This window comes from Nocardia niigatensis NBRC 100131, assembly GCF_000308655.1.
GTDB classification, from domain to species: domain Bacteria; phylum Actinomycetota; class Actinomycetes; order Mycobacteriales; family Mycobacteriaceae; genus Nocardia; species Nocardia niigatensis.
In genome coordinates this window covers 12429-37573 of record NZ_BAGC01000012.1, presented here as the reverse complement: position 1 = coordinate 37573, position 25145 = coordinate 12429, and the positions used below count along the sequence as shown (strand labels likewise).

Genomic DNA, 25145 nt, shown 5'->3' with positions numbered 1-25145 from the left:
CCTTCGATGATTGACCACATGACCCAGCACAATCAAGTGTCCGATATCGAATCCCAACCCGTCGGAGCCCTCATCAACTGGCCGCGCCGCTACCAGCTGCTCACCGACGTCTATTTCCTGGGCCGCGCCGGCAGCCTCGCGCGGCACTTCGCCACGATCAGCGGCATCCGCCCGGGCGATCACGCCATCGATCTGGGCTGTGGCCCCGGGCGGCTGGCCAATGAGCTGGCCCGGCAGGCCGGGCCGCACGGCCGGGCGGTCGGCGTCGACCCGTCGCCGCAGATGATCGCCTACGCGACCGCCCACGCCGCCCCCAACTGCACCTTCGACCTCGGCGCGGCCCAGTCGCTGCCCTACCCGGACGCCTCGTTCGATGTGGCGACCTCGACCTTCGCCATGCACCACATCGCCGAATCCGAGCGAAAGACCGCCCTGGCGGCCGTCTTCCGCGTCCTGCGCCCGGGCGGCCGCCTACTGCTCGCCGACACCCACCCGACCACCGGCCTGCGCGGGCTGGCCATTCGCGCCATGGCCGGACTGGCCGCGCACCGCTCGGGCGGCCGGGGGCACAGCCATGACGACGACCACGCGGCCGCGGATCCGCTGTCGGCGGTCGATATCCGCCGCTACCGCGACGTGCTGACCGACATCGGTTTCACGGCAGTGCAATTCCGCACCGGCCCGTTCGCGACCGGCATTCTCACCGCCGTCAAGCCGTACTGATCAGGCCGGTTCGGCGCCGGTGGCGGCCGGTCGCTTGGGGTCGTTGGACCACTGCGACCAGGACCCGGGATAGAGGGCGGCGTCGATCCCGGCCACGGCCAGCGCCGCGACCTGATGGGCGGCGGTGACCCCGGAGCCGCAGTACACCGCGACCGGCCCGGCGCCGAATCCCTCGAAGCGGGAACGCAATTCGGTCAGCGACAGGAATTGCCCGGCGGCCGTGAGGTTCTCGGCGGTCGGCGCGCTCACCGCGCCCGGAATGTGCCCGGCGCGCGGGTCGACGGGCTCCACCTCGCCGCGGTAGCGCTCGCCCGCCCTGGCGTCCAGCAGCAGGCCCTGCCAGCTGGCCGCGCCATCGGCGTCGATGGTCGGCATATTGCCCGGGGACAGCACCACGGTTCCCGCTTCGGGGGCGGTCTCGTCACCGGCGACGAGCTCGCCCCCGGCCTGCTCCCACGCGGGTAGCCCGCCGTCGAGAATGCGCACATCGGCCACGCCGCCCCAGCGCAGCAGCCACCAGGCCCGCGCTGCGGCCATGCCGCCGGTGGCGTCGTAGACGACCACGAGGTCCCCGTCGGACACACCCCAGCTGCGCGCGCACTTCTGCAGGTGCGCCAGGTCCGGCATGGGGTGGCGGCCCTTGGCGGCGGAGGGCGGATCGGCGAGTTCGGTTTCCAGATCGACGAATACCGCACCCGGAATATGGCCGTCCAGATAGTGCTGCGGCCCGTCCGGGTCGCCGAGCGCCCACCGGACATCCAGCAATCGCACCCGGCTGCCGCTCTGGCTCAGCAGATCCGCAAGCTCCGCAACCGAAATCAGCACCGAACTCAAGCCAACTCCTCTTCGCCGAATCATCGCCCTGTGAAGCCGAACCACCCCACCCTAACCACCGCCGGCCGGACCCCGCAGCAGCCCGGCCGTCCCGCTGTCTCGCCGCGGGCGGGAACCTATTTCGCCGGGGGCAGGAACCAGCGCGCCAGCAGACCCGCGACCAGCGCCCAGAAGGCCGCCCCGACACCGAGCAGGGCGATGCCGGAGGCGGCCACCAGGAAGGTGAGCGCGGCCGCGGACCGGTGCGCGGCGGGCGTCAGCGCGGCGGTCAGCGCGCCCGCCAGCGTGGCGATGAGGGCAAGGCCCGCAACGGTTTCCAGCACGCCCTTGGGCGCGGCGGCCACCAGCATGACGAGCGCGCCCGAGGCCAGGGCGAGCACCAGGTACATGCAGCCGGCGGTGAACGCGGCGATCCACCGGCGCCTCGGATCCGGATGCGCGGAGGGGGCGGCGGAGAGCGCGGCGCTGATGGCCGCCAGGTTGATGGCGTGCCCGCCCGCGGGCGCGCCGAGCACCGTGCCCAGCCCCGTGATCGTCATGGCCGCCCGCCACGGCACCTGATAGCCGAAGGTCTTCATGACCGCCGTGCCCGGAATGTTCTGCGCGGCCATGGTCACGATGTACAGCGGCACCGCGACGCCGATAACGGCCTGCCAATTCCAGTGCGGCACAGTCCATTCCACGCGCGGCACCAGGGCCGGCAGATCCATGCGGCGGTGGGTCACCGCGATGTCGACCGCCGCGCCGACGGCCGCGACGGCGAAGGCGGCCAGCACCGACCAGCGCGGTGCGAAGCGTTGCAGCACAAGCCAGGTCGCGATGACCGGCACCACCACGGCCGGGCTCACCGGTAGCGCCTTCACCGGCGCCAGGCACATCGGCAGCAGCACTCCGGCGAGCATGGCCTGCGCGATCTCCACCGGAATCGCCGCGATGAGCGCGCCCAGGCGCTGCCAGAATCCGGTCAGCACGATGAGCCCGCCCGCCACCGCGAACGCGCCCACCGCGGCCGCCCAGCCGCCGGACACCGCGCCGGTGCTCGCCAGCAGTGCGGCACCGGGCGTGGACCAGGCCAGTGTGATCGGCATCCGGTACCGGCGGCTGAGCACGATCATGCCGACGGCCTGGGTCACGCAGACTGCCAGCAGTCCGGACGCCGCTTGCGCGGAGGTCGCCCCCATGGCGGTCAGGCCCGCGAGCACCACCGCGAAGGAACTGGTGAATCCGACGAGGGCGGTGACGATGCCGGCCCCGACCGGCTGCCCGATGCCGGCCGTGGGCGGACTCTCGACCTCCGGAGTGCTGGTGACGCTGGTACCCATCGGGTCATAGTCGCGGTCCAGTCACCCCGAGGTCAGCGGCCAATCCCTCGAAACTGGACTGAAATTCAGCGAAACAGTCAGAACCGGTCGGCATCCTGCGGTCGGCCCGACCCGTTCTGCACCGCCAGCCGTTCCAGCAGCGGCGTGACGCGCGGCCCGACCAGCGAGCGCATCACCAGCGCCATATTGGTGCGCTCCACCCCCGGAATCTTCAGAATGCTGCCGGTCAGACGGTACAGATCATCGGCGTCGGCGGCGACCACCCGGACCGTCAGATCGGTCGGCCCGGTCATGCCGCAGACCTCGGTGACCTCCGGAATCTCGGCCAGTTCGGCAACCACCGAGTCGAGTCGATGCTGATCGACCACCACCGCCACGAAGGCCGCCAGCGGATAGCCCAGCACCCGCGGATCCACCCGGCGCTCGAAGCTGGAGAGCACCCCGCCCGCCTCCCAGCGCGCCAGCCTGGCCTGCACGGTATTGCGCGAGAGGCCCAGCCGGGCGGCCAGTTCGACACCGGTGGCGCGCGGGTTGGCCACCAGTTCCAGCAACAGACGGGCATCGGTGGCGTCCAGCGGGGCAGAAAGGGGCTCCCTGCTGCTCATGGGGATCAGTATGACACCCGCGACCGGCCGACGACCGAGCATTCTGCACAGTTCGGCGCGGCGGGCTTGCACACATCGCTCAGCGGAGGATGCTATGTGATACAGGACACACATCGGTTGCTCACGGGACACAATCCCCAGGGCGACAACGGTGTAACCCGGTGTCAGGAGGCGATACCCATGCCCGAGAAGAACACCTACCCGGTGCAGCTCGTACAGCCCGACGGTCATCGCGTACTGGATCGCGCGCACGCCCCGCTCGTCGCCGATATCGACGGCACCCGACTCCGAGCCATGTACACCGACATGGTCGTGGCCCGGCGCATCGACACCGAGGCCACCGCCCTGCAACGGCAGGGCCAGCTCGGACTGTGGCCGCCACTACTGGGCCAGGAGGCGGCGCAGATCGGTTCGGCCCACGCCCTCGCCCCCGACGACTACGTCTTCTGCAGCTACCGGGAGGCCGGCGTCGCCTACTGCCGCGGCGTCCCGCCAGAGGACCTCACCCGGCTCTGGCGCGGCGCCGCCCACTCCTGCTGGGACGCCGACGCGGTCAAGATGACCAACCCCGCGATCGTGGTGGGCTCCCAGGGTTTACACGCCACCGGCTACGCCTACGCCGCCCATCTCGAAGGCGCCGAGATCGCCACCATCGCCTACTTCGGCGACGGCGCGACCAGCCAGGGCGATATCGCCGAGGCACTCGGGTTCGCGGCGAGCTGGAGCGCGCCGGTGGTGTTCTTCTGCCAGAACAATCACTGGGCCATCAGCGCGCCGGTGCGCGTACAGAGCGCCACCCCGATCGCGCGGCGCGCCCTCGGTTACGGCATCCCCGGCGTGCAGGTGGACGGCAACGACGCCCTCGCCGTGCTGGCCGTGACCCGGCAGGCGCTGCTGCACGCGCGGGCAGGCGGCGGGCCCAGCTTCATCGAGGCCATCACCTATCGGATGGGCCCGCACACGACTGCCGACGACCCCACCCGCTACCGCACCGCCGCGGAACTCGAGATCTGGCAGCAGCGCGATCCCATCGACCGGCTGAAGCGGCTGCTCGAACGAGAACAGCTGTGGGACAACGCCTTCGAGACCTCGGTGACCGAACGCGCCGACGAGGTGGCGGCCCGGCTGCGCACCGCCACGCTCACCATGCCCGACCCGGAACCCACCGAACTGTTCGACCACGTCTACGCCACACCGCATCGGCTGATCGAGGAGGAACGCCGCGAGTACGCCGCCTATCTGGAGGGAGCCGGGCGATGAAGACCACGTTCGCGGGAGCGATCAATGCCGGACTGCGCCGGGCGCTGGAGGACGATCCGAAGGTTGTGCTGATGGGTGAGGACATCGGCCGGCTGGGCGGCGTATTCCGGGTCACCGACACGCTGCAGAAGGATTTCGGCAACAACCGCGTCATCGATGCGCCGCTGGCCGAATCCGGAATCGTGGGAACGGCTTTCGGAATGGCATTGCGCGGATTGCGGCCGGTATGCGAAATCCAGTTCGACGGATTTGTGTATCCGGCCTTCGACCAGATCGTCTCGCAGGTCGCGAAAATCCACTTCCGGACGCGCGGAAAAGTGCGCGTGCCCATAACCATTCGCATTCCGTTCGGCGGCGGCATCGGTTCGGTAGAGCATCACTCGGAATCGCCGGAGGCGTATTTCGCGCACACCGCGGGATTGCGGGTGGTCTCGCCGAGCAATCCGGCCGACGCGTATCCGATGATCCGCCAGGCCATCGCCCTCGACGATCCGGTGATCTTCTTCGAGCCCAAGCGCCGGTACTGGGACAAGGCCGAGGTGGATTTCGACCGGCTCGACCAGGACGGCGGAATCGCCCTGGACCAGGCCAGGGTCTGCGCCGGCGGGGAGGACGCCACCATCGTCGCCTACGGCGGCACGGTCGCCACGGCGCTCACCGCCGCCGATATCGCGGCGTCGGAGGGACATTCGATCGAGGTGATCGATCTGCGCAGCCTGTCCCCGATCGATTTCGACACCATCGAAACCTCGGTGCGGAAAACCGGGCGTCTGATCGTGGTGCACGAGGCGCCCGTATTCGCCGGGCTGGGAGCCGAAATCGCGGCCCGGGTCACGGAACGCTGCTTCTACCATCTGGAATCACCGGTATTGCGCGTCGGTGGCTTCGACATCCCCTATCCCCCGGCTAAACTCGAGCGGCACCACCTGCCCGACCCCGATCGCATTCTCGCCGCGGTCGATCGCTCGCTCGCCGCCTAACGGTCAAGCCACGGAGGAAGCCCGGTGGAAGATCAGCAGCAGGTCATGGAATTCCGTTTGCCCGATCTCGGTGAGGGATTGGCCGACGCGGAATTGGTGTCGTGGTCGGTCGCGGTCGGCGACACCGTGGCCCTGAACCAGACCATCGCCGAGGTCGAGACGGCCAAGGCTCAGGTGGCGCTGCCCAGTCCGTACGCGGGCCGGGTGCTGGAACTGCTGGCGGAACCGGGCGACACGGTGCCGGTCGGCGCGCCGCTCATCCGGATCAGCGTGGCCGCGCGGGCCGCCGCGGCGCCCGCCGCCGGTCCGGAGGCGGGCTCGGAGCCGAGTGCGCCGGACGGACGGCAGTCGGTGCTGGTCGGCTACGGCCCCGACAGTGAGCCGGTATCCCGCCGCGCCGCCCGCGCTGCGGCGAAAGCGGCTGACGCACCGACTGTTTCGACCCGGCGCGCCATGGGCTCGGACGGTCCCGAGGGCCTGGGCAGCTCGGCTCCGGCCGGGCGGGCGGCCGCCACCCCCGCCGCCCGGAAACTGGCCCGCGAGATCGGGATCGATCTGCGGGCGGTACGCGGGACCGGGCCGCACGGCGCGGTCACCGTGGAGGATCTGCACGGCATGCGGCCCGAAGCCCTTGGAGCGGGCCACATCACGATCCACACCCCGCCCCCGCCCGCCACCCTCAGCGCGCTGCCCACGCCGCATCCCGCGCCCGAGGTGCCGCCCATGCATCCGGCGGCCGGCGGCCGCGCCGTCCCCGCCGAACGCGAAACCCGCACACCCATCAGCGGAATCCGCAAGCGCACCGCCGCCGCCATGGTGGCCAGCGCCCAGCACATTCCCCAGGCCAGCGCCTTCGTGACCACCGATTTCACCGCGTCCATGGAGCTGCTCGAGCATCTGCGAGCCACGCCCAGTTTCACCGGCCTGACCCTCACCCCGCTGGCGCTGGTGGCGCGGGCCGCGCTGGCGGCGCTCATCGAATTCCCGGAGATCAATGCGGTCTGGGACGAACCCAATCAGGAGATCGTCACCAAGCACTACGTGAATCTGGGCATCGCAGTCGCGACCGAACGCGGGCTGCTGGTGCCGAATCTCAAGGAGGCACAAGGGTTCACGCTGCGCGATCTGTGCCTGGAGATCGCCGGGGTGGCCGGTAAGGCGCGCGGCGGCACCGCCACGCCCGCCGACCTGACCGGCGGCACCTTCACCATCACCAATGTCGGCGTCTTCGGCGTGGATACCGGTGTGCCGCTGGTGAATCCGGGCGAGGCGGCCATCCTGTGCCTGGGTTCCATCCGCAAGCGCCCGTGGGTGCATCGCGACGAGCTGGCCGTGCGCTGGGTGACCAGCCTTGGGCTCAGCTTCGATCACCGCATGATCGACGGCGAGCAGGGCTCGCGGTTCCTGGCGTGCATCGGGGCCCTGCTGGAGGATCCGCTGACCCTGCTCGGCCGGGTCTAGCCCTCCGAGGGAGCGGTGACCACCAGCGGCTCGGCCACCGCCCGGATGACCGCCGGGATCGGGACCGGCTTGCGGGTTTCCTCGTCCACGTAGACGTGGGTGAAGGTGCCGGTGGCGGCCAGCTCCAGCGTGTCGCCGGCGTCGCGGAAGATGGCCAGCTCGTAGTTGATGCTGGAGTTGCCGAGCCGCGCGATCCGGATGCCCACCCGCAGCATGTCCGGGAAGCTGATCGAGCCGCGGAAGGTACAGGAGGTCTGCGCGACCACGCCGATGGCGTGCAGATCGCGGATATCGGTGCCGGTGGCGCTGATCAGCCAGGCGTTCACGGCGGTATCGAAGTACGAGTAGTACGTCACGTTGTTGACGTGCCCGTAGTGGTCGTTGTCCGCCCAGCGCGTCGGCACCGGCCACAGCACCGGGTAGCGCTCTGTCATTTTGCCCTCCGCTTCGCTCCGGGCGGGTTCGCGGCCCTGGAGGTCTCGATTCTTCCCTCCCTCCGCTCCTCAGCTTCGCTCCCCCCGCTCCACTCAGTCCAGAATCGAGACGGGCCGCGAACCTTTGGGTGAGGGTTGCCGTGAACGAACCTTAGCCGCTCCGGCCGCGATGCTCTCCAGCGATCAAGCGGAGCGTTCGTCAGGGGTGGCGCGATGGTCCCGGGGGCTGATGCCGTAGTGCCGTTTGAAGGCGGTCGACAGGGCGAAGGCGCTGCCGTAACCGACCCGGCGGGCAATGGATTCCAAGGTGGCGTCGGATTCGTGCAGCAGGTCGGCGGCCAGGGCCAGCCGCCAGTCGGTGAGGAAGGCCATGGGCGGCTCGCCGACCAGTTCGGTGAACCGGCGGGCCAGTGCGGCCCGGGACACGCCGACCTCGGCGGCCAGCGACGCCACCGTCCACGGATGGGCCGGATTGTGCTGCATCAGGCGCAGGGCCCGGCCGACCAGCGGATCACCGTAGGCGTGATACCAGGCGGGCGCCTCGGACCGGGAGAACCAGGCGCGCAGGGCCGCGATGAGCAGCAGATCCAATAGTCGGTCCAGCATGGCGCTCTGGGCGGGCAGGTCCTTGGCGGCCTCGTCGACCAGCAGATCCAGCACCCGGGCGTCGATCTCGTCGCGGCCGAGCACCGCGACGGGCGGCAACGCCCGCAGCAGGCGGCGACTGGCCGCCGATTCGTGCTCGTAGGTGCCGGTGACCAGCACGGTCTCCGCGTCGACGCTGGTGCCCCAGCTGCGCACCCCCAGACTCAGTGTCTCGCACAGCACCTCACCGTCCATGGTGGTGGTGATATTGCCGGGTTCGATGAGCACCTGCGGCGGAGTGGCCGGATCGTCGGCGACCACATAGTGGTCGGGGCCGCGGAAGATGGCGATATCGCCGGTGCGCAGCTGCCGCGGCGGAGTCGGCTTGCCGCCCTTGGGTTCCGGCGTCACCCAGCCGCCGCCGCGCACCACCGCCACCACGGTCAGCGGGGCCTCGTCACGGACGCGCAGCGACCAGGGCGGGTCGACCGACGAGCGCATCACGAATGCGGCTCGCGCGCGTGGTCCTTCGAGCAGGCTGGCCAACGCATCCATACCGAAGACGATGGCAAATGCCCGTGCGCTTCTCAACCATGTTCGCGCTCGCCGAATCCCGGTGTACTCGATACATGATCAACGAAGACACCTCGAACTGCGCAAATACCGTTCTCGTGCTCGGTGCGAGCGGCAAGACCGGGCACCGGGTGGCCGATCTGCTCGGCGCGCGCGGCGTGCCCGTGCGGGCCGGTTCGCGCACCGCCGCAATCCCGTTCGACTGGACCGACCGCGACACCTGGGCCGCGGTCCTGGCGGGCGTCGACGCCGTGTACCTGACCTACCAGCCGGATCTGGCGGTGCCCGGTGCGCCCGCGGACATCAAGGCGTTCTGCGATCGGGCCGTCGCCGCCGGGGTGCGCAAGCTGGTGCTGCTGTCCGGTCGTGGCGAGCCCGAGGCGCTGGAATGTGAAGCCATCGTGCGGGATTCGGGCCTGGACTGGACGGTCGTACGGTGCGCGTGGTTCGCGCAGAATTTCAGCGAGGGCGCGTTCACCGATTTCATCCTGGCCGGCGAGGTGGCGCTGCCCGCCGGGGACGTGCCCGAGCCGTTCGTGCACGCGGACGACATCGCCGAGGTGGCGGTCGCGGCGTTGCTCGACGACCGGCACGCCGGCCAGGTGTACGAGCTGACCGGACCGCGCGCGCTCACCTTCGCCGACGCGGTGGCCGCGATCGGGGCGGCGACCGGGCGGGACATCTCCTACATTCCGCTCACCCGAACCGATTTCGTCGCCGCGCTGACCTCCTACGGGGTGCCCGCGGACGAGATCAGCCTGCTCGACTACCTGTTCGGCACGGTGCTCGACGGGCGCAACTCACCGCCGGCCGACGGGGTGCGCCGGGCGCTGGGCCGGGAGCCGCGCGACTTCGCCGATTATGTGCGCGAGGTGGTGAGTTCGGGCGCCTGGACGGTCGCAGCGAGCGCGTAACTTGTCCGCCCCGCCTGGACTGGCCGGCAAACAGGTTGTACTGCAAACGATTCGGATCGCAGCCGAAGCGCCGACGCTGTCATGAAGAGCTGCGGAAACCGGGGAGCGGCCGGGCCACACCCGGTAGCGTCGTATCGATGGCCGCTACGACGCCCGCTCCCCGGCTCCGGAAGGCGCGCCTGGCGCTGTTCGCGGTGTTCGGTCTCAATGGGATGCTCTCGGCCGTCTGGATCGTGCACATCCCCGCCGTCACCGGACGCACCGGCGTGTCACCCACCACCCTGGGCATGCTGATCCTGTTCATGGCGGCCTGCGCCATTGCCGGCATGCAGGCCGCCGGGCCCCTGGCGGACCGGCTCGGCAGCCGCGCCCTCACCGGCACCGCCGCCACCCTGCTGTCCGTGGCTCTGCTCGGCCCCGCCCACGCGAGTTCACCGCTCGCCCTCGGACTGGCGCTGGGCGCCTTCGGTTTCGCCAATGGCGCGATCGACGTCTCCATGAACGCCCAGGCCGTCCATATCGAGCGCGCCTACGCCCGGCCCATCATGTCGGCCTTCCACGCCTTCTTCTCCTGCGGCGGCTTCCTCGGCTCCGCCTTCGGCGCCGCCACCCAGCACGCCCACTGGCCACCGCACCTCGCATTCCTGGTGTCCAGCGCCTTCGGCCTCGCCGTCGTCGCCGTCACGATCCCCCGACTGCTCCCCCACTCCGCCGCGGCTCCGCCCGGACGAGACTCGGGCGGCGCACCGCCACCCGTGGAGCACCCGATTCCAATGGGCCACACGGGGATTCCCGCCACCGACTACATCATCAGCCGGCCCGACGCGGCCGGAACCGAGGGTGATTCGCCGCCCACCCGGGCACGGCGCGCGGGCGACCACGCCGACGGCGAACCGGACGGGACCGTGCCCCACCACACCCCGGGGGCGGCTGAAGTCCATGCCACCGGACCGGACCCGGTGGGAGATGGTGCGGCCGCGACGGAAACGCTCGCGGGCAGCGCCGGGCCCGCCCGGGTCGGGCGGAAGGTGCTGGCGCTGGGCCTGATCGCCTTCGCGCTGCTGATGACCGAAGGGGTCGCGGCGGATTGGAGTGCGCTGCAGGTGAAAGGGCAGCTCGAGGTGGACGCGGGGACGGCGGCGCTGGCGTTCGCGGGGTTCTCGCTGGCCATGACGCTCGGGCGGTTCGCGACGGACCGGGTGAGCGAGCGGTTCGGGCGGGTGGCCATCGTGCGCTGGGGAACGCTGCTGGCGGCCACCGGTTTCGGGCTCGTGGTGACATCGGGGTGGCTGCCGCTCACCCTGCTGGGGTGGACGCTGTGCGGCATCGGACTGTCCGGCGGCGTCCCGCAGGTGTTCACGGCCGCGGGAAATCTCGGCTCCCGCACCGCCGCCACCGATATGTCGCGGGTGTTCGGGCTCGGGTACGTGGGCCTGCTGGCCGGGCCCGCGCTCATCGGCTGGCTCGACAAGGCCGTGCCCCTCACCACCGCGATGGCGGTGCCGCTGGTGGCAATGCTGTTGTGCGCCTGGGGCGCTCGCGCGGTCGCCGCACCCGCCGCGGACCGGTAGCCGCGGCGGCCGGACGGCTCAGGCGGTGCCGCTGGGCCGGTCCCGGGCGGTCGCGCCGAAGTCGCCGATGAAATCGGCGTGGTCGAGGAAGGCGTCGACCATGCGGTGGTTGAGGGTCGCGAGGGACTGCAGGTCCTCGGTGGTCCAGTCGGAGAGCGCCTCCAGCATCCACCCGCGCAGCACCTCGCGGACCGCCTCGACGGCGCGGCGGCCGGTGGCGGTCGGACGGACCAGCTGGGCGCGGCGGTCGTCGGGATCGGGCACCCGCTCGACGTATCCGGCCTTCTCCAGCCGCTGGATCTGACGACTCACGTGCGGGGCCTCGACATCGAGGCGGGTGGCGAGCTCGCCCAGGCGCAAGGGCCGGTCCGCATCGGCGAGCAGCCGCAGCAGCGGAACACTGGCCCGATCCATGGTGAGCCCGCACTGCACCATGGCTTGATCATGGCGGCGGACCCGGGTCAGCAGATAGGCGACTCGGGCCAGCGCGCGCTCCAGTTCAACGATGTGACCTGCATCATCTCGGGTGGCGGGAGTGGCTTCCGGTCGCGGCATGTGGTTATCTTACGAAACCCATTTACTTAATTTTGGTAAGTAAACCAAAGGATCGCCGCATGACAACGACCGCTGTCGGTCAGGTCGACGGGACCAAACCCGACGACCACACGAAGGCCCACCTGGGCCTCACTCTGCTTGCGCTGTGTGCGGCCGGCCTGGTCGTGTCGCTGCAGCAAACCGTTGTGATTCCACTGCTGCCGCGTTTCATCACGCAGCTGCACACCGACGTCGCCGGGGTCACCTGGCTGTTCACCGCCGCCCTGCTCTCCGGCGCGGTTGCCACCCCCTTGCTCTCCCGCTTCGGCGACATGTACGGCAAGAAGCCGATGGTCATGGTCACCATGGGCGTGCTCATCGTCGGCTCGGTCATCTGCGCCTTCGCCACCACGCTGCCGGTCTACATCGCAGGCCGCGCGCTGCAGGGCATCTCCTCGGCCATGATCCCGCTCGCCATCGGCATCATCCGCGACACCTTCCCGCGCGAAAGACTGGTCAGCGCAATCGGAATCGTGTCCGGCACCATGGGTGTCGGCGGCACCGTCGGCCTGCTGGCCACCGGTCTCATCGCCGATCACACCACCGATTCGCACCCGGTCTTCTGGCTGACCGCGGCCCTGGGCGTCATCGCCACCGTGCTGATCCAGGTGAGCGCCAAGAACAATGGCGTCCGCCACGGCGGCAAGCCCGACTTCGTCGGCGCCGCACTGCTGGCCGCCCTGCTGGTCTGCCTGCTGCTGGGCATCAGCGAGGGCCCGCGCTGGGGCTGGGGCTCCGGCTCGGTCATCGCGCTGTTCGTGGCCGCGGCCGTGCTCGCCGCCATCTGGGTCTTCACAGAGCTCAGGGTCGAACAGCCGCTGGTGCGCCTGCAACTGCTGGTCGGACCGCAGTCGCTGTCCGCCAACGTGGCCTCGGCGCTGCTCGGCTTCTCCATGTTCGGCGCGTTCTCGCTGGTGTCGAACTTCATTCAGACCCCGGCGGACAAGGTCGGCTACGGCCTGTCGGGCACCGTGCTCTCGGTCGGCCTCTACGGCATCCCGAGCGCGGCGCTCATGACCTACTTCTCCTTCAATACCGGCCGCATCTCCGCGAAGATCGGCCCCGCCTACACGCTGGCCATCGGCGCGGTGTTCGCCGGGCTGTCCATGGGCTGGCTGGCGATCTCGCACGATCACCAGTACGACATGATCATCGCGCAGATCTTGCAGGGCGCCGGTTTCGGCATCGGCTACGCGGCGCTGGGCAGCCTGGCCGTGCAGCACGTCCCGATGAGCGAGAGCGGTATCGCCTCCGGCATCAACTCGCTGGTGCGCACCGCGGGCGGCTCGATCGCCGGTGCGATCACGGGCTCGATCCTGACCGCCCACGTGCTGCACCTCGGCCCGCACGCCACCGTGCCGACCGAGGGCGCCTACGTCGCCAGCTTCGCGACCCTCGCGATCGGCGCGTTCGGCGCGGCCGCCGTCGCTCTCGGCCACGGCATCCGCCACAAGGGGTACTGAACCAACTGCCGGGCAGCAGAACCCGCGCACACCACCCGGTGTGCGCGGGTTTTTCTGTGCCGGAACGGTTAGGTCAGGACCTCGGTTCGAGCGCCGTCGACGACCACGACGTGATCGTCGGTCAGCGCCCAGTGCGGAACCCCCGCCGACGCGTACTCGCGCACCAGTTTTCGGGACAGGCCCTCGGGGTCGGTCGGGGAGTCGAGATGCGGGACGATGCGGTGATCGACGAGACCCAGTCCGTCCCACCGGGGTTCGACGCCGCAGGCGGTGCGGACCTCGTCCGGATCGTCGATGGACTCGATGCCGTGCAGGTCGGGCGTCATGACACAGGCGCCCGCGCTGTAACCCGCGTACACGAGAGCGTCCTCGGCGAGCAGTGTGGTCAGCGCGAGATCGGCTCCGCTGCGGGCGAATTGGGCGCGCAGCACGAAGGTGTTGCCGCCGCGCACCCAGACCATCGGATACCCGCGCAGTCGCCGCTCGACCTCGGCCGGGCGGCCGATATGGTCGCGCAGATCGAGGATGTCGGGCCGGAAGCCCAACCGGCGCAGCGGCACCAGGTCGCTGGTGACCGCGCCCTGCCAGGCCGAAGGCCAGGCATCACAGGCGTTCGCGATCACCGCCACGGGGCCCGGGTCGCCGATCATGTCGAGCAGTCGCTGCTGGTGCGCGCCGAAACGGTAGCTGGACAGGAACAGTCGCACGGTCAGATGGTGAAGGCCAGGCTGCGGACCAGGCGGTTGCCGAGGTCGGTGTCGCCGGTGAGGGTGATCTCTCCCGCGTGCGCGTCGGCGGTGGTGCGGCCCCCGCGCAAGCGGGCGAACAGACCGGAGCCCATGGCGACCACCAGACCCGCTGGGGCGTCGAGGGTTTCGACCAGGCCCGCGCGGCCGCCGTCGACCGCGAGGTGCAGGGTCTGCGGCAGCGGCCCGGTCAGTTCGACGGTGATGCGCGAACCGTCCGGCGCGCCCGCGCCTTTCACCGCGGCCTTGCCCAGCGCGGTCAGCAGTTCGGGGAAGGCCGCGGCGCCGCGGCTGCCGCCCTCGTCGACGGCCACGCCGAGCGCGTCGGCGATGTCGTGCTCGTGCATCCAGCAGTCGAACAGGCGGATGCGCATGAACCGGGCGTAGGGGGCCATGCCAACGGGGGTCGGCACGGGTTCGGCCCAGGCCTCGGGGGTGGTCTGCTCGAGCGCCTTCAACCGGCGGCCGGTGACGTCCAGGAACCGTTCCAGCAACTGGGAACCGGCAAGTGGGCGCAGCGATTCGATCCACTTCTCGTTGAGTGCGCCGATGTCGTTGCGAATGTGCTCACCGGCCACCGCGAGATCGGGGGTCGGCTCGCCCAGCAGGATCGATTCGGTGCCGACCACGTGGGCGAGCACATCGAACACCGTCCAGCCGGGCAGCGGTGAGGCCGTGCGCCATCGGTTCTCGTCCAGGCCGTCCACCAGCCGGGTCAGAGCGTCCCACTGGTCGGACAGGAGGGCTGTGATCTCGGCGCGGTCCGGCACCGTGTCCGTCATGCGGTGGTCTCCCTATCTTCCTCGGCGAGCCGGTCCAGTCCGGAGCGCAGTGCCGCGGCCGTCCGCTCGGTGTCGTGTGGGCGGCGCAGCACGAAACCCTTGGCGAAACGCAGCGTGTCGCCGTGATGACGCGGGATGACGTGCAGATGCACGTGATGAACGGTCTGGAATGCGGCCTTGCCGTCGTTGATCAGCAGGTTGGCGCCGTCGGCGCCGAGGCCGGCGCGGCGCATGGACTTGGCCAGGCGATGGCCGAAGGCGAACAGCTGGGCGCCGAGAGCCGGGTCGAGCTCGTCGAGATCGGTGGCGTGCCGCTTGGGGATCACCAGCGTGTGGCCCCGGGTGATGGGCCGGATGTCCAGGAACGCCACGAGGGTGTCGTCTTCGAAGATCTTGGTCGCGGGTGCGTCGCCCGCGACGATCCGGCAGAACATGCAGCCACTCACCATGCAGACATTACGGCGTACAAGTGGCGCGCGACACCCCCTACACGCCCCCGATGTGAGCACAATCAGACCCACACCTACTGGTCGGTAGCACACAGAATTCTTCGAGCTTGCCGGGGCGTGAACCCCGGTCGAGCATGGAGTTGTCCGGTTTTCTCGCCACACCATGTGACGGGCATCTCCGCTACGCTCACCGCGAACCAGGTACAGTTGCGAGAATTCTCACGAACTTACTACCGAGTAAGTTCGGCCCGCCGTTGGACCGGTGACGCGGCCCCGACATCAGGGTGACCTGGGCTCACCACGAGAAGGAAGTTTGGCAAGTGGACACAACGCAGAGCGCACAGACCGCTGCGCCCCGCGGTGCGCGCGTCGGAGTGGTTCGCGAGACGAACCCTGACGAACGACGCGTCGCATTGGTGCCGAAGATCATTCCGGCCCTGCTGAAGCAGGGTGTCGAGGTGATCGTCGAGGCCGGTGCCGGTCTGGGCGCGTTGATTCCGGACGAGGCGTACACCGAGGCCGGTGCGACGCTGGGTGATCCGTACAGCGCCGAGGTGGTCGTGAAGGTCGCCGCGCCGAACGACAGCGAGATCGCCAAGCTGTCGTCGGGGCAGACGCTGATCGGTTTCCTCGCACCCCGCAACGCCGACAACAAGATCGGCGCGCTCGAGAGCGCGGGCGTGCAAGCCTTTGCGGTGGAAGCCATTCCGCGTATCTCCCGCGCCCAGGTCATGGACGCGCTCTCCTCGCAGGCCAACGTCGCCGGCTACAAGGCCGTGCTGCTCGCCGCGTCGGAATCCACCCGATTCTTCCCCATGCTGACCACCGCCGCGGGCACCGTGAAGCCGGCCACCGTGCTGGTCCTCGGCGTCGGTGTCGCCGGACTGCAAGCCCTGGCCACCGCCAAACGCCTCGGTGGCCGCACCACCGGGTACGACGTTCGCCCCGAGGTCGCCGACCAGGTGCGCTCGGTCGGCGCGCAATGGCTGGACCTGGGCATCGACGCCGCCGGTGAGGGCGGCTACGCCCGCGAACTCACCGACGAGGAGAAGGCCCAGCAGCAACAGGCCCTCGAGGACGCCATCAAGGGCTTCGACGTGGTCATCACCACCGCGCTGGTCCCCGGCCGCCCGGCCCCGCGCCTGGTGACCGCCGCCGCGGTGGAGGGCATGAAACCCGGCAGCGTGATCGTGGACCTGGCCGGTGAGACCGGCGGTAACTGCGAGCTGACCGAACCCGGCAAAACCGTTGTCCGCCACGGCGTCACCATCGCCTCGCCGCTGAACCTGCCGGCCACCATGCCCGAGCACGCCTCGGAGTTGTACTCCAAGAACATCGCCGCCCTGCTCGAACTCATGCTCAAAGACGGTGTACTGGCACCCGATTTCTCCGATCAGGTGCTGGCGGATTCCTGCGTCACACGCGAGCGAAGCGAGCCGAGCGCTCAGAAGGTGGAAGCCTGATGTACACCCAACTGCTGGCGAATATCGCGATCCTGGTGCTGTCCGGGTTCGTGGGCTTCGCCGTGATCTCCAAGGTGCCCAACACCCTGCACACCCCACTCATGTCCGGCACCAACGCCATTCACGGCATCGTGGTACTCGGCGCGCTCGTGGTGTTCGGCAAAGTACAGCACCCGTCGGTACTCATGCAGATCATCCTGTTCGTCGCCGTCGTATTCGGAACCCTGAACGTCATCGGCGGTTTCGTCGTGACCGACCGCATGCTGGGCATGTTCAAAGCAAAGAAGCCTGCTGCGGGCGAAGCGAAGCGAAGCGATGAATCTGTGAAGGCGGGCCGCTGAGCCATGGACAACCTGGTCAATATCCTCTACATCGTCGCGTTCGCGCTGTTCATCTACGGCCTGATGGGCCTGACCGGCCCCAAGACCGCCGTGCGCGGCAACCAGATCGCCGCCACCGGCATGGTCATCGCGGTCGTCGCGACGCTCATCGCCATCCGGCACACCAGCAACTGGATCATCATCGTCGCCGGCCTGGCCGTCGGTGTGCTGCTGGGCGTTCCGCCCGCCCGCTTCACCAAGATGACCGCCATGCCGCAACTGGTCGCCGCGTTCAACGGCGTCGGCGGCGGCACCGTCGCACTCATCGCCTGGGCCGAATTCCTCGACACCAAGGGCTTTTCCGCGGTGCACGAGCAGCCGACGGTGCACATCGTGATCGCCTCGCTGTTCGCGGCCATCATCGGCTCGGTCTCGTTCTGGGGCTCGGTCATCGCCTTCGGCAAACTGCAGGAAATCCTGCCCGGCAAACCGATCGGCCTGGGCAAACTACAACAGCCCCTCAACCTGCTGCTGCTCGCCGGCTCGATCGCCGCGGCCGTCGTCATCGGCATCGGCGCCACCGACACCGGCGTACCGCAATACTGGATGATCGCGCTGCTCGTCCTCGCCGGCATCCTCGGCCTCATGGTGGTGCTACCCATCGGCGGCGCCGACATGCCCGTCGTCATCTCCCTGCTCAACGCCCTGACCGGCCTGTCCGCGGCCGCCGCGGGCCTGGCGCTGGACAACACCGCCATGATCGTGGCCGGCATGATCGTCGGCGCCTCCGGCACCATCCTGACCAACCTCATGGCCAAGGCCATGAACCGATCCATCCCCGCCATCGTCGCCGGCGGATTCGGCGGCGGCGGAACAACACCCGGCGCGGGCAGCAGCGGCGAGCAGAAACAGGCCAAAGCCACCTCCGCCGCCGACGCCGCGATCCAAATGGCCTACGCCAACCAGGTCATCGTGGTCCCCGGCTACGGCATGGCCGTAGCCCAGGCCCAGCACGCGGTCAAGGAAATGGCAGCCCTGCTCGAAGCCAAAGGCGTCGAAGTCAAATACGCCATCCACCCCGTCGCCGGCCGCATGCCCGGCCACATGAACGTCCTACTCGCCGAAGCCGAGGTCTCCTACGACGCCATGAAGGAAATGGACGACATCAACGGCGAATTCGCCCGCACCGACGTCGCCCTCGTCATCGGCGCCAACGACGTCACCAACCCCGCCGCACGCGAAGACGCCTCCTCCCCCATCTACGGCATGCCCGTCCTCAACGTCGACCAAGCCAAAAGCGTCATCGTGCTCAAACGCTCGATGAACTCCGGCTTCGCCGGCATCGACAACCCCCTGTTCTACGCCGACCACACCTCCATGCTCTTCGGCGACGCCAAGAAATCCGTCGGAGCAGTCACCGAGGAACTCAAAGCCCTGTAGCCAACGGGTTGCCCCACGGCACGGCACAACCGGCCCGCGTCTTCCGGCGCGGGCCGATTTTCACTACAATTCTTGACCTGAAGGTCTAGAACTTCTAGAGTCGAGGCATGGGCCGGCCACGCAACTTCGACGAGGAAGCGGTGGTGGATCGCGCCATGGAGGCGTTCTGGACCCACGGGTACGCGAATACCTCGCCCGCCCAGCTCGCCGAGGCGACCGGGATCGGAAAAGGCAGTCTCTACAACGCCTTCGGCAGCAAGCGGGAGCTGTTCAACCTGTGCATGGCGCGCTACGACCAACTCGGGGCCGCGTTCGCACGCGAGTCCCTGGCGCAGCCGGGGACCGCCCGGGAGTGCCTGCGGGCCTGGATGCGCTGGGTTGTGGACAGCGATCTGTCGCAGCCGGTGCGGCGCGGGTGCATGGTGGTGAACACCGCCATGGAGCTCGGCGGGCACGATGCGGAGGCGACCGAGGCGGTCACGGCCGCCCATGCCCACATGATCGAGGTGATCGCCGAGCGCATCGAACAGGGACAGCGCGACGGCGACGTCCGCGCCGAGCTCGACGCTCGCGCCTACAGCGAGTACCTGATGAATGCCATTGGCGGCCTTCGCGTCACGGCGAAGATCGCGGATACGGCGATGCTGTACCGGATCGTCGACACTACCCTGTCCACCCTCTGAAACCACTGCCCATCGGGGCCGCATCCCGCGGCCTTTTCTTTTACCCCCGTTTTTGACCCACAGTTCAAGAAAGGTACGGATCATGGATCTCGGACTGAACGGCAAGACCGCACTCGTCACCGGGGCCAGCCGAGGCATCGGCCTGGCCGTCGCCGAAACCCTCGCCGCGGAGGGCGTGCGGGTGGCCGGCGTCGCCCGGAACATCTCACCCGAACTCGAAAAAGTCGCGGCGGCAACCATTTCCGCCGACCTGAGCAGCACCGAGGGCGCGCTCGCAGCGGTCGAGGCGGCGCTGACCGAACTCGGCGGCATCGACATCCTGGTCAACAATGTCGGTGGCGGCGACCCCGACCAGCTGGTCCTCGGCGGCTTCCTCGAGACGCCGGACGAGCAGTGGCGAAAGCTGTTCGACCTCAACCTGTTCGGCGTCGTCACCACCACCCGGGCGGCGCTGCCGAGCATCATCGAGCGGCGCGGCGCGATCGTGACAGTGTCCTCGATCAACGCCCGGATCCCGGCCAAGGGCCCGGTCGGCTACAGCGAGGCCAAGGCCGCGCTCACCAACTTCGGCAAGCGGCTCAGCGAGGAGTTCGGCCCACGGGGCGTCCGCGTGAACACGGTGTCGCCCGGTCCGGTCGGCACCGACATCTGGCGCGGCCCAGACCATCTCGGCGCGAAGCTGGCCGCGGCCAGCGGACTGGACCAGGAGCAGTTCCTGAACGCCATTCCGGCCCAGTTCGATATCGCCTCCGGCCGCATCGCCGAGGCCAGCGAGGTGGCGGCACTGGTGGCCTTCCTGGCCTCCGAGCAGGCCGCCATCATCAACGGCGCGGACTACGTGATCGACGGCGGCATCCTGAAGACGGCCTGATCGGCCGTCACGGCAACGGCCCGCGTCCTCGAAAAGGGCGCGGACCGTTCGGGCTTCGAGTGCGCTACAGGTACAGGCCGGTGCCGTGTTCGGGATGGGCATTGGCGACCGCGTGCAGATCACGTTCGCGCAGCACGTAATACGCCTGCGCCTGGATCTCCACCTCGAACTGATCGTCGGCGCTGAACAGCACCTGGTCGCCGACGCTCACCGCGCGAACATGGGAACCCACGCCGCAGACCTCGCCCCACGACAGGCGCTTCGCCACCTGCGCGGTGGCCGGGATGAGAATGCCGCCACTGCTGCGCCGCTCGCCCGCCTCGGGATTGAGCTTGACCATGACGCGGTCGTGCAGCATTTGGATCTCTAGCTTGGCATCGGACACCGCGGCAGTGTACTGCGCGGGGACGAGCGGTTATGCCCCGGTGCCCGCCGCCGGTGCCACGGTCGCGGTTTCGCTCGCGGGCTCGACGATCCGCCGGATGGCGTCCTTGATCCAGGCGCGCTGCTCCTCGGGGTCGGCCGCCACGCCCAGGGTGAACGCGTTGACCTGCGGGACCGCCAGCGGATAGTTGATCATCGACATGAGCAGCATGAGCACCTGTCCGGACGGCATGTCCGCGCGCAGCAGGCCCTTGCCCTGCGCCACCTCGATCTTCGCGCGCTTCTCCAGGTAACGGCCGCACCGCAATTCACCCGCCGAGGCATGGTCCCGGCCCAGTTCCAGCGCTTCCCACTGGAGCAGGCGCAGCAGTTCGGGGTGCTCGCGGTGGTAGTCGATGTGCTGGTCGATCCAGGTGTCGAGGTCCTCGATATCTGTGGTGACCGAGCCGGCGACGGTCAGCATGGTCTTCTCCAGGACCTGATGGAAGAGCTTCTCCTTGTCGCCGAAGTAGGCGTAGATGAGCTGCTTGTTGGCCTTGGCATTGCGCGCGATGCGGTCCACCCGCGCGCCGGCGATCCCGTACTGCGCGAATTCCGCCGTCGCGGCCTCGAAGATGCGCGCCTTCGTGGCCTCGGGGTCCCTGATACCTGCCATGCCCCCGATGGTAACCAACCAACTGGTTGACAAGACGCGGGATCCGGGTGGAATATCTCTAACCAACCGGTTAGTTACAAAGCTCGAGCTTCCCGGCGCAACGGTGCGCCACCGCCTCCCATCCCTTTTCACGTTCGGGAGAACGACGTGACCACCCTCGAAAACAGGCCCGCCGCAACGGCTCCCGTCGCCGCCGGCCCCCTCGAGTTCGCCGCCCGCTGGCGCGCCCTGCCCGTCATCCTCAGTGCCATGTTCATGGCGATGTTCGACTGGTTCGTCGTCAATGTCGCCGCCTCCTCGCTGGAACACGACCTGCACGCCGGCGAATCGGCGCTGGAACTCATCGTCGGCGGCTACGGCTTCGCCTACGCCTCGGGCCTGATCACCGGCGGCCGCCTCGGCGACCTGCACGGGCACCGCCGGCTGTTCGTGATCGGCATGCTCGCCTTCACCTTCGCCTCGCTGCTGTGCGGGCTCGCACCCAATGCCTGGGCGCTAGTCGCCTTCCGCATCCTGCAGGGCGGCACCGCGGCGCTCATGGTGCCGCAGATGCTCGCCCTCATCAACACCCTCTTCCCGCCGCACGAACGACCCAGGGCCATGGCCGCTTTCGGCGCCACCATCGGCATCGGCGCGGTCTCGGGCCAGGTGCTCGGCGGCGTACTGCTCGACGCAGACCTGTTCGGCTGGGGCTGGCGCACGATCTTCTACATCAACGTGCCCATCGGGCTGATCGCCGCCGCGCTGGCCGCCCGCTGGCTGCCCCGGCACGAACAAATCCAGCGGCCGAAACTGGATCCGATCGGCGCACTGGGTATCTCGGCCGCGCTGGCGCTGCTGCTGGTCCCGATCACGCTGGGCCGCCCCGAGGGCTGGCCGGTGTGGACCTGGCTCAGCATGCTCGCCTCGATCCCGGTGCTGCTGCTCACCCTGCGCTACGAGAACCGGCTGGCCGGCCGCGGCGGCGAACCCGTCCTCGACACCGGCATGGTGCGCGAACGCGGATTCAGCCTCGGGCTGGTGATCGCGGGCGGATATCTGGCCTTCTTCGCCGGATTCATGCTGTGCCTGACGCTCATGCTGCAGAACGGGCTCGGCCTCTCGCCGCTCACCGCCGGGCTGGCCTTCGCGCCACTGGGACTGTGCTTCGCGGGCAGCTCGTTCTTCCTCGCGCCGCGGGTCGCCGCCCGGATCGGCAACCGGGTCATGGTGGCGGGCACGCTCACCAGCCTCACCGGGCTGGCGCTGACGCTGGGCGTGCTGTTCACCCTGGGCGGCGGGGTGAGCGTCCTCGCGCTCATCCCGGGCATGATGATCGTCGGGACCGGGAACGGGCTGACCATTCCGTCGGTGGTCGGGGCGGTGCTGTCGTCGGGGATCCCGGCGCGGCAGGCGGGCATGGCGGCCGGAGTGCTGACCACCTCGCAGCAGTTCGGAAACGCCATCGGCGCAACGGTTCTCGGCGTCATCTTCTTCAGCGCGCTGGGCGCGCACCACGGGACCGGCGGCTACGTGACCGCCATGGAGATGGCCGCCCTGGGCGGAGCCGCGGTGCTGGCCGTGGTGCTCGCCGCCGCACTCGCGCTGCCGAAGACCGGAACCGCGCGCTGAGACAGCCACGGGGATCCACGGGCTTCCGGACAAACCAGCCGGGAGCCCGTAGTTTTCTGAGTGTGGACATCGATCTCGACTCACTCCGCACCCTGCTCCCGGCCGGCATGGTGGTCACCGATCCGGATGTGCTCGCGGGATATCGGCAGGACCGCGCACTGGATCCGGAGGCCGGGACCGCCCTCGCGCTGGTGCGGCCGTTGACCACCGAGCAGGTCGCGACGACCGTGCGGTGGGCCGCCGGACATCGGGTGCCGATCGTGCCGCGCGGGGCCGGAACCGGCCTGTCCGGCGGGGCCACCGCGCAGCGCGGGGCGCTGGTGCTGAGCACCGAGAAGATGCGGGAGATCAGCGTCGACACCGTGACCCGGACGGCGGTGGCGCAGCCGGGACTGCTGAACGCCGAGGTCAAACGGGCCGTGGCCGAGCGGGGGCTGTGGTATCCGCCGGATCCGTCGTCGTTCGAGATCTGCTCCATCGGCGGGAACGCGGCCACCAACGCCGGCGGGCTGTGCTGCGTGAAGTACGGCGTCACCACCGATTACGTGCTCGGCATGGAGGTCGTGCTGGCCGACGGAACCGCGGTGCGGCTGGGCGGGCCGCGGCTCAAGGACTCGGCGGGGCTGTCGCTCACCAAACTGTTCGTCGGCAGCGAGGGCACGCTCGGGATCATCACCGAGCTGACCCTGCGGCTGCTGCCCGCGCAGCCGCCGCAGTCCACCGTGGTCGCCACCTTCGCCACGCTCACCGCGGCGACGGACGCCATCCTCGCCATCACCGGCCAATTGCGGCCCTCCATGCTGGAATTCATGGATTCGGTCGCCATCAACGCCGTCGAGGACGAGCTGCGCATGGGACTCGACCGGAATGCGGCCGGGCTGCTGGTGGCGCGGTCCGACGCCCCGGGCGAACACGCCGGGCACGAGGCCGACATCATGCTCGCCGCCTGCGAAAAGGCCGGAGCCACCGAGGCTTTCCGCACCGACGATCCCGAGGAGGGCGAAGCCTTCTGCGCGGCACGGCGATTCGCCATTCCCGCCGTGGAACGCAAAGGGCCGCTGCTGCTCGAGGATGTCGGCGTGCCGCTCCCCCGGCTCGGCGACCTGGTCACCGGCATCGCCGAGATCGCCGCGCACCGCCGGGTGCTCATCTCCGTCATCGCGCACGCCGGCGACGGCAACACCCATCCGCTGATCGTGCACGATCCCGCCGACCCCGACGAGTCCGAGCGGGCGCACCGCGCGTTCGGCGAGATCATGGACCTGGCCATCGGACTGGGCGGCACCATCACCGGCGAGCACGGCGTGGGCCGGCTCAAGAAGGCCTGGCTCCCCGATCAGCTCGGCCCCGACGTGATGGCGCTCACCCGCCGCATCAAGGACGCGCTGGATCCGGACGGGATACTCAATCCGGGCGCGGTTCTCTGACCGGGCACCGGAACAATCCACCTCACAAGGAAGTTCACACAGGTCATGAGCACCAAGCTGGAACACAATGCCGACGCGACCCGCTACGAGATCTACCTGGACGGCACTCTCGCGGGCTACGCCGACTACGCGGAGCGGGTGGACGGCGACACCCGGGTCCGCGACATCCAGCACACCCTCACCTTTCCCGAGTTCCGGGGCCGCGGCGTGGCCGCGCAGGTGGTGGAGTTCGCGCTGAACGACGCGCGCACCGCAGGCTTTTCGATCATTCCCACCTGCTGGTACGTCGAGAAGTACATCGGGGAGCACCCCGAGTACGCCGACCTGGTGGCCTAATTCGAGCGGTGATGCCGGCGCCGCCACACCCGGAAGTGCCGGTCGGCGCTACCCACCATCGCCTCCCCCACCTTCGCGTCGTCGAACCCCGGCAGTGACTGGAGTTTGGCCAGGAACGCGGTGTCGGCGGCCGAGTACGGCACCACACAGCCCTTACCGGTCGCCCCGATCAGCACGAAGAACACATCGCCGGCGAACGGGCCGTCGGCCGCCGTAATGATCCGCACCTCTGCCAGTTCCGTCCACGCGACCTCTTCCACCCGTCCGTCGGCCAGTGTGCGCCGGACGAAGGTGTCGTTGATTTCGACTCCGGCCATGGGTCAATAGTGCCTCCAGCACCCCGGCCCGAACAGCCCTGAAACCCGTGCTTTACCCGAGGGAGCCGTGAAGGAAAAGTCCGGCGAACCAGCCCGCCGCACATCGGCGGTTGACCGCCCCCCGGAGCAATTCCTCGGCTACTGAACAGATTTCGGCGTGGCAGCCCAGGCGAGCATCCGGCGTGCCGGGCCCGGCCTGCGGCCGGGCGCCTCGAATGCGGCTCACGCGCAGGGCAGGACCGATCTCCGGGACCCCGCGGCGGACACCCGCAGGGCCGCCAGTTAGCTGCGAAGAAGAAGCATTTCACAGTCACGCGACACCCGGCGCGAACAGCGGCGCGG

At 69.3% G+C, this 25145-nt stretch carries 27 protein-coding genes; 15 read left to right on the top strand and 12 right to left on the bottom strand.

The window, feature by feature from the left end:
• Positions 1-6 precede the first annotated feature (6 nt).
• Positions 7-723 (top strand): methyltransferase domain-containing protein, encoded by a 717-nt coding sequence (locus ON33_RS05585; protein WP_245550313.1) that lies wholly within the window; start codon positions 7-9, stop codon positions 721-723.
• Here the strand turns inward: ON33_RS05585 and ON33_RS05580 are convergent, their stop codons facing one another.
• The 3 genes from ON33_RS05580 to ON33_RS05570 all read right to left on the bottom strand — a co-directional run bounded on the left by ON33_RS05580 (position 724) and on the right by ON33_RS05570 (position 3484).
• Positions 724-1581 (bottom strand): sulfurtransferase, encoded by an 858-nt coding sequence (locus ON33_RS05580; protein ID WP_040855967.1) that lies wholly within the window; start codon positions 1579-1581, stop codon positions 724-726.
• A 92-nt stretch (positions 1582-1673) separates the two neighbouring features.
• Positions 1674-2879, bottom strand: a complete 1206-nt coding sequence (locus ON33_RS05575) for a benzoate/H(+) symporter BenE family transporter (protein WP_040855965.1) — start codon at positions 2877-2879, stop codon at positions 1674-1676.
• A 77-nt stretch (positions 2880-2956) separates the two neighbouring features.
• A complete protein-coding gene (locus ON33_RS05570; RefSeq protein ID WP_040856012.1) occupies positions 2957-3484 on the bottom strand; it encodes an Lrp/AsnC family transcriptional regulator in 528 nt (175 codons plus the stop codon).
• Positions 3485-3664: 180 nt separating this feature from the next.
• Here ON33_RS05570 and pdhA point away from each other — a divergent pair, with 180 nt between their 5' ends.
• Genes pdhA through ON33_RS05555 form a run of 3 tightly spaced genes read left to right on the top strand, consistent with a single transcriptional unit; the run spans position 3665 to position 7185 of the window.
• On the top strand, positions 3665-4744 hold the full coding sequence (gene pdhA / locus ON33_RS05565; protein ID WP_040855963.1) for a pyruvate dehydrogenase (acetyl-transferring) E1 component subunit alpha: 1080 nt from the start codon (positions 3665-3667) through the stop codon (positions 4742-4744).
• Entirely contained in the window at positions 4741-5724 is a 984-nt protein-coding gene (locus ON33_RS05560; RefSeq protein WP_040855961.1) for an alpha-ketoacid dehydrogenase subunit beta, read from the top strand. Before pdhA ends, ON33_RS05560 begins: the two co-directional genes overlap by 4 nt.
• 45 nt (positions 5725-5769) lie before the next feature.
• On the top strand, positions 5770-7185 hold the full coding sequence (locus ON33_RS05555; RefSeq protein ID WP_040856010.1) for a dihydrolipoamide acetyltransferase family protein: 1416 nt from the start codon (positions 5770-5772) through the stop codon (positions 7183-7185).
• On the opposite strand, the gene ON33_RS05550 is transcribed toward ON33_RS05555, so the two are convergent.
• Positions 7182-7619, bottom strand: coding sequence for an acyl-CoA thioesterase (locus ON33_RS05550; RefSeq protein WP_040855958.1), 438 nt, complete (start codon positions 7617-7619; stop codon positions 7182-7184). The genes ON33_RS05555 and ON33_RS05550 overlap by 4 nt on opposite strands.
• Before the next feature lie 183 nt (positions 7620-7802).
• On the bottom strand, positions 7803-8759 hold the full coding sequence (locus ON33_RS05545) for an AraC family transcriptional regulator (protein WP_040855955.1): 957 nt from the start codon (positions 8757-8759) through the stop codon (positions 7803-7805).
• A 74-nt stretch (positions 8760-8833) separates the two neighbouring features.
• On the opposite strand from ON33_RS05545, the gene ON33_RS05540 reads away from it, so the two are divergent.
• Both ON33_RS05540 and ON33_RS43070 read left to right on the top strand, forming a co-directional pair.
• The gene (locus ON33_RS05540; RefSeq protein ID WP_040856006.1) at positions 8834-9691 is read left to right on the top strand and encodes an NAD(P)H-binding protein; all 858 of its coding nucleotides are present in this window, start codon (positions 8834-8836) and stop codon (positions 9689-9691) included.
• Between the two features lie 137 nt (positions 9692-9828).
• Positions 9829-11262, top strand: a complete 1434-nt coding sequence (locus tag ON33_RS43070) for an MFS transporter (RefSeq protein ID WP_040855951.1) — start codon at positions 9829-9831, stop codon at positions 11260-11262.
• An 18-nt stretch (positions 11263-11280) separates the two neighbouring features.
• Here ON33_RS43070 and ON33_RS05530 read toward each other — a convergent pair whose 3' ends face one another.
• Entirely contained in the window at positions 11281-11817 is a 537-nt protein-coding gene (locus ON33_RS05530) for a MarR family winged helix-turn-helix transcriptional regulator (RefSeq protein WP_040855949.1), read from the bottom strand.
• A 59-nt stretch (positions 11818-11876) separates the two neighbouring features.
• Between ON33_RS05530 and ON33_RS05525 the strand changes: the two genes are divergently transcribed.
• Positions 11877-13319, top strand: coding sequence for an MFS transporter (locus ON33_RS05525; protein ID WP_040855946.1), 1443 nt, complete (start codon positions 11877-11879; stop codon positions 13317-13319).
• A 68-nt stretch (positions 13320-13387) separates the two neighbouring features.
• Here the strand turns inward: ON33_RS05525 and ON33_RS05520 are convergent, their stop codons facing one another.
• From ON33_RS05520 to ON33_RS05510, 3 genes are read right to left on the bottom strand one after another with little or no spacing between them, the layout of a single operon-like run.
• A complete protein-coding gene (locus ON33_RS05520; RefSeq protein ID WP_040855944.1) occupies positions 13388-14026 on the bottom strand; it encodes a Type 1 glutamine amidotransferase-like domain-containing protein in 639 nt (212 codons plus the stop codon).
• Between the two features lie 2 nt (positions 14027-14028).
• Entirely contained in the window at positions 14029-14847 is an 819-nt protein-coding gene (locus ON33_RS05515; RefSeq protein WP_040855942.1) for a maleylpyruvate isomerase family mycothiol-dependent enzyme, read from the bottom strand.
• Positions 14844-15293, bottom strand: coding sequence for an HIT family protein (locus ON33_RS05510; RefSeq protein WP_040856004.1), 450 nt, complete (start codon positions 15291-15293; stop codon positions 14844-14846). The genes ON33_RS05515 and ON33_RS05510 overlap by 4 nt, the downstream gene beginning before the upstream one ends.
• A gap of 323 nt (positions 15294-15616) precedes the next feature.
• Between ON33_RS05510 and ON33_RS05505 the strand changes: the two genes are divergently transcribed.
• From ON33_RS05505 to ON33_RS05485, 5 genes are all read left to right on the top strand, one after another.
• Positions 15617-16759 (top strand): Re/Si-specific NAD(P)(+) transhydrogenase subunit alpha, encoded by a 1143-nt coding sequence (locus tag ON33_RS05505; RefSeq protein ID WP_040855939.1) that lies wholly within the window; start codon positions 15617-15619, stop codon positions 16757-16759.
• Complete coding sequence (locus ON33_RS05500) at positions 16759-17100, top strand: NAD(P) transhydrogenase subunit alpha part 2 (RefSeq protein ID WP_040855936.1); 342 nt, start codon at positions 16759-16761, stop codon at positions 17098-17100. The genes ON33_RS05505 and ON33_RS05500 overlap by 1 nt, the downstream gene beginning before the upstream one ends.
• A 3-nt stretch (positions 17101-17103) precedes the next feature.
• Positions 17104-18519: an NAD(P)(+) transhydrogenase (Re/Si-specific) subunit beta gene (locus tag ON33_RS05495; RefSeq protein WP_040855934.1), complete on the top strand. Its 1416-nt coding sequence runs from the start codon at positions 17104-17106 to the stop codon at positions 18517-18519.
• Positions 18520-18626: 107 nt separating this feature from the next.
• The gene (locus ON33_RS05490) at positions 18627-19202 is read left to right on the top strand and encodes a TetR/AcrR family transcriptional regulator (RefSeq protein WP_040855930.1); all 576 of its coding nucleotides are present in this window, start codon (positions 18627-18629) and stop codon (positions 19200-19202) included.
• An 82-nt stretch (positions 19203-19284) separates the two neighbouring features.
• Positions 19285-20073: an SDR family oxidoreductase gene (locus ON33_RS05485; RefSeq protein ID WP_040855927.1), complete on the top strand. Its 789-nt coding sequence runs from the start codon at positions 19285-19287 to the stop codon at positions 20071-20073.
• Positions 20074-20137: 64 nt separating this feature from the next.
• On the opposite strand, the gene ON33_RS05480 is transcribed toward ON33_RS05485, so the two are convergent.
• Together ON33_RS05480 and ON33_RS05475 are read right to left on the bottom strand one after the other, a co-directional pair.
• Positions 20138-20458 carry a GroES family chaperonin gene (locus ON33_RS05480; protein WP_040855925.1) on the bottom strand — a complete coding sequence of 107 codons (321 nt, stop codon included), beginning with the start codon at positions 20456-20458 and terminating at the stop codon, positions 20138-20140.
• Between the two features lie 30 nt (positions 20459-20488).
• A complete protein-coding gene (locus ON33_RS05475; protein ID WP_051151676.1) occupies positions 20489-21112 on the bottom strand; it encodes a TetR/AcrR family transcriptional regulator in 624 nt (207 codons plus the stop codon).
• Positions 21113-21259: 147 nt separating this feature from the next.
• Here ON33_RS05475 and ON33_RS05470 point away from each other — a divergent pair, with 147 nt between their 5' ends.
• The 3 genes from ON33_RS05470 to ON33_RS05460 all read left to right on the top strand — a co-directional run bounded on the left by ON33_RS05470 (position 21260) and on the right by ON33_RS05460 (position 24486).
• Positions 21260-22723: an MFS transporter gene (locus tag ON33_RS05470; protein ID WP_245550312.1), complete on the top strand. Its 1464-nt coding sequence runs from the start codon at positions 21260-21262 to the stop codon at positions 22721-22723.
• Between the two features lie 107 nt (positions 22724-22830).
• Complete coding sequence (locus tag ON33_RS05465; protein WP_051151681.1) at positions 22831-24150, top strand: FAD-binding oxidoreductase; 1320 nt, start codon at positions 22831-22833, stop codon at positions 24148-24150.
• Between the two features lie 45 nt (positions 24151-24195).
• The gene (locus ON33_RS05460; RefSeq protein ID WP_040855920.1) at positions 24196-24486 is read left to right on the top strand and encodes a GNAT family N-acetyltransferase; all 291 of its coding nucleotides are present in this window, start codon (positions 24196-24198) and stop codon (positions 24484-24486) included.
• On the opposite strand, the gene ON33_RS05455 is transcribed toward ON33_RS05460, so the two are convergent.
• Positions 24483-24803 (bottom strand): hypothetical protein, encoded by a 321-nt coding sequence (locus tag ON33_RS05455; protein ID WP_040855917.1) that lies wholly within the window; start codon positions 24801-24803, stop codon positions 24483-24485. The two genes, ON33_RS05460 and ON33_RS05455, sit on opposite strands and share 4 nt — an antisense overlap.
• Positions 24804-25145: the final 342 nt, after the last annotated feature.

Excerpts from the sequence above, each read along its gene's own strand:
- ON33_RS05530 (WP_040855949.1), bottom strand. The coding sequence starts at position 11,817 with ATGCCGCGACCGGAAGCCACTCCCGCCACCCGAGATGATGCAGGTCAC.
- ON33_RS05550 (WP_040855958.1), bottom strand. The coding sequence starts at position 7,619 with ATGACAGAGCGCTACCCGGTGCTGTGGCCGGTGCCGACGCGCTGGGCG.
- ON33_RS43070 (WP_040855951.1), top strand. The coding sequence starts at position 9,829 with ATGGCCGCTACGACGCCCGCTCCCCGGCTCCGGAAGGCGCGCCTGGCG.
- ON33_RS05475 (WP_051151676.1), bottom strand. The coding sequence starts at position 21,112 with ATGGCAGGTATCAGGGACCCCGAGGCCACGAAGGCGCGCATCTTCGAG.
- ON33_RS05570 (WP_040856012.1), bottom strand. The coding sequence starts at position 3,484 with ATGAGCAGCAGGGAGCCCCTTTCTGCCCCGCTGGACGCCACCGATGCC.
- ON33_RS05455 (WP_040855917.1), bottom strand. The coding sequence starts at position 24,803 with ATGGCCGGAGTCGAAATCAACGACACCTTCGTCCGGCGCACACTGGCC.
- pdhA (WP_040855963.1), top strand. The coding sequence starts at position 3,665 with ATGCCCGAGAAGAACACCTACCCGGTGCAGCTCGTACAGCCCGACGGT.
- ON33_RS05495 (WP_040855934.1), top strand. The coding sequence starts at position 17,104 with ATGGACAACCTGGTCAATATCCTCTACATCGTCGCGTTCGCGCTGTTC.
- ON33_RS05485 (WP_040855927.1), top strand. The coding sequence starts at position 19,285 with ATGGATCTCGGACTGAACGGCAAGACCGCACTCGTCACCGGGGCCAGC.
- ON33_RS05515 (WP_040855942.1), bottom strand. The coding sequence starts at position 14,847 with ATGACGGACACGGTGCCGGACCGCGCCGAGATCACAGCCCTCCTGTCC.
- ON33_RS05460 (WP_040855920.1), top strand. The coding sequence starts at position 24,196 with ATGAGCACCAAGCTGGAACACAATGCCGACGCGACCCGCTACGAGATC.
- ON33_RS05555 (WP_040856010.1), top strand. The coding sequence starts at position 5,770 with ATGGAATTCCGTTTGCCCGATCTCGGTGAGGGATTGGCCGACGCGGAA.
- ON33_RS05525 (WP_040855946.1), top strand. The coding sequence starts at position 11,877 with ATGACAACGACCGCTGTCGGTCAGGTCGACGGGACCAAACCCGACGAC.
- ON33_RS05585 (WP_245550313.1), top strand. The coding sequence starts at position 7 with ATGATTGACCACATGACCCAGCACAATCAAGTGTCCGATATCGAATCC.
- ON33_RS05575 (WP_040855965.1), bottom strand. The coding sequence starts at position 2,879 with ATGGGTACCAGCGTCACCAGCACTCCGGAGGTCGAGAGTCCGCCCACG.
- ON33_RS05540 (WP_040856006.1), top strand. The coding sequence starts at position 8,834 with ATGATCAACGAAGACACCTCGAACTGCGCAAATACCGTTCTCGTGCTC.
- ON33_RS05580 (WP_040855967.1), bottom strand. The coding sequence starts at position 1,581 with ATGATTCGGCGAAGAGGAGTTGGCTTGAGTTCGGTGCTGATTTCGGTT.
- ON33_RS05490 (WP_040855930.1), top strand. The coding sequence starts at position 18,627 with ATGGGCCGGCCACGCAACTTCGACGAGGAAGCGGTGGTGGATCGCGCC.
- ON33_RS05560 (WP_040855961.1), top strand. The coding sequence starts at position 4,741 with ATGAAGACCACGTTCGCGGGAGCGATCAATGCCGGACTGCGCCGGGCG.
- ON33_RS05465 (WP_051151681.1), top strand. The coding sequence starts at position 22,831 with ATGGTGGTCACCGATCCGGATGTGCTCGCGGGATATCGGCAGGACCGC.
- ON33_RS05545 (WP_040855955.1), bottom strand. The coding sequence starts at position 8,759 with ATGGATGCGTTGGCCAGCCTGCTCGAAGGACCACGCGCGCGAGCCGCA.
- ON33_RS05500 (WP_040855936.1), top strand. The coding sequence starts at position 16,759 with ATGTACACCCAACTGCTGGCGAATATCGCGATCCTGGTGCTGTCCGGG.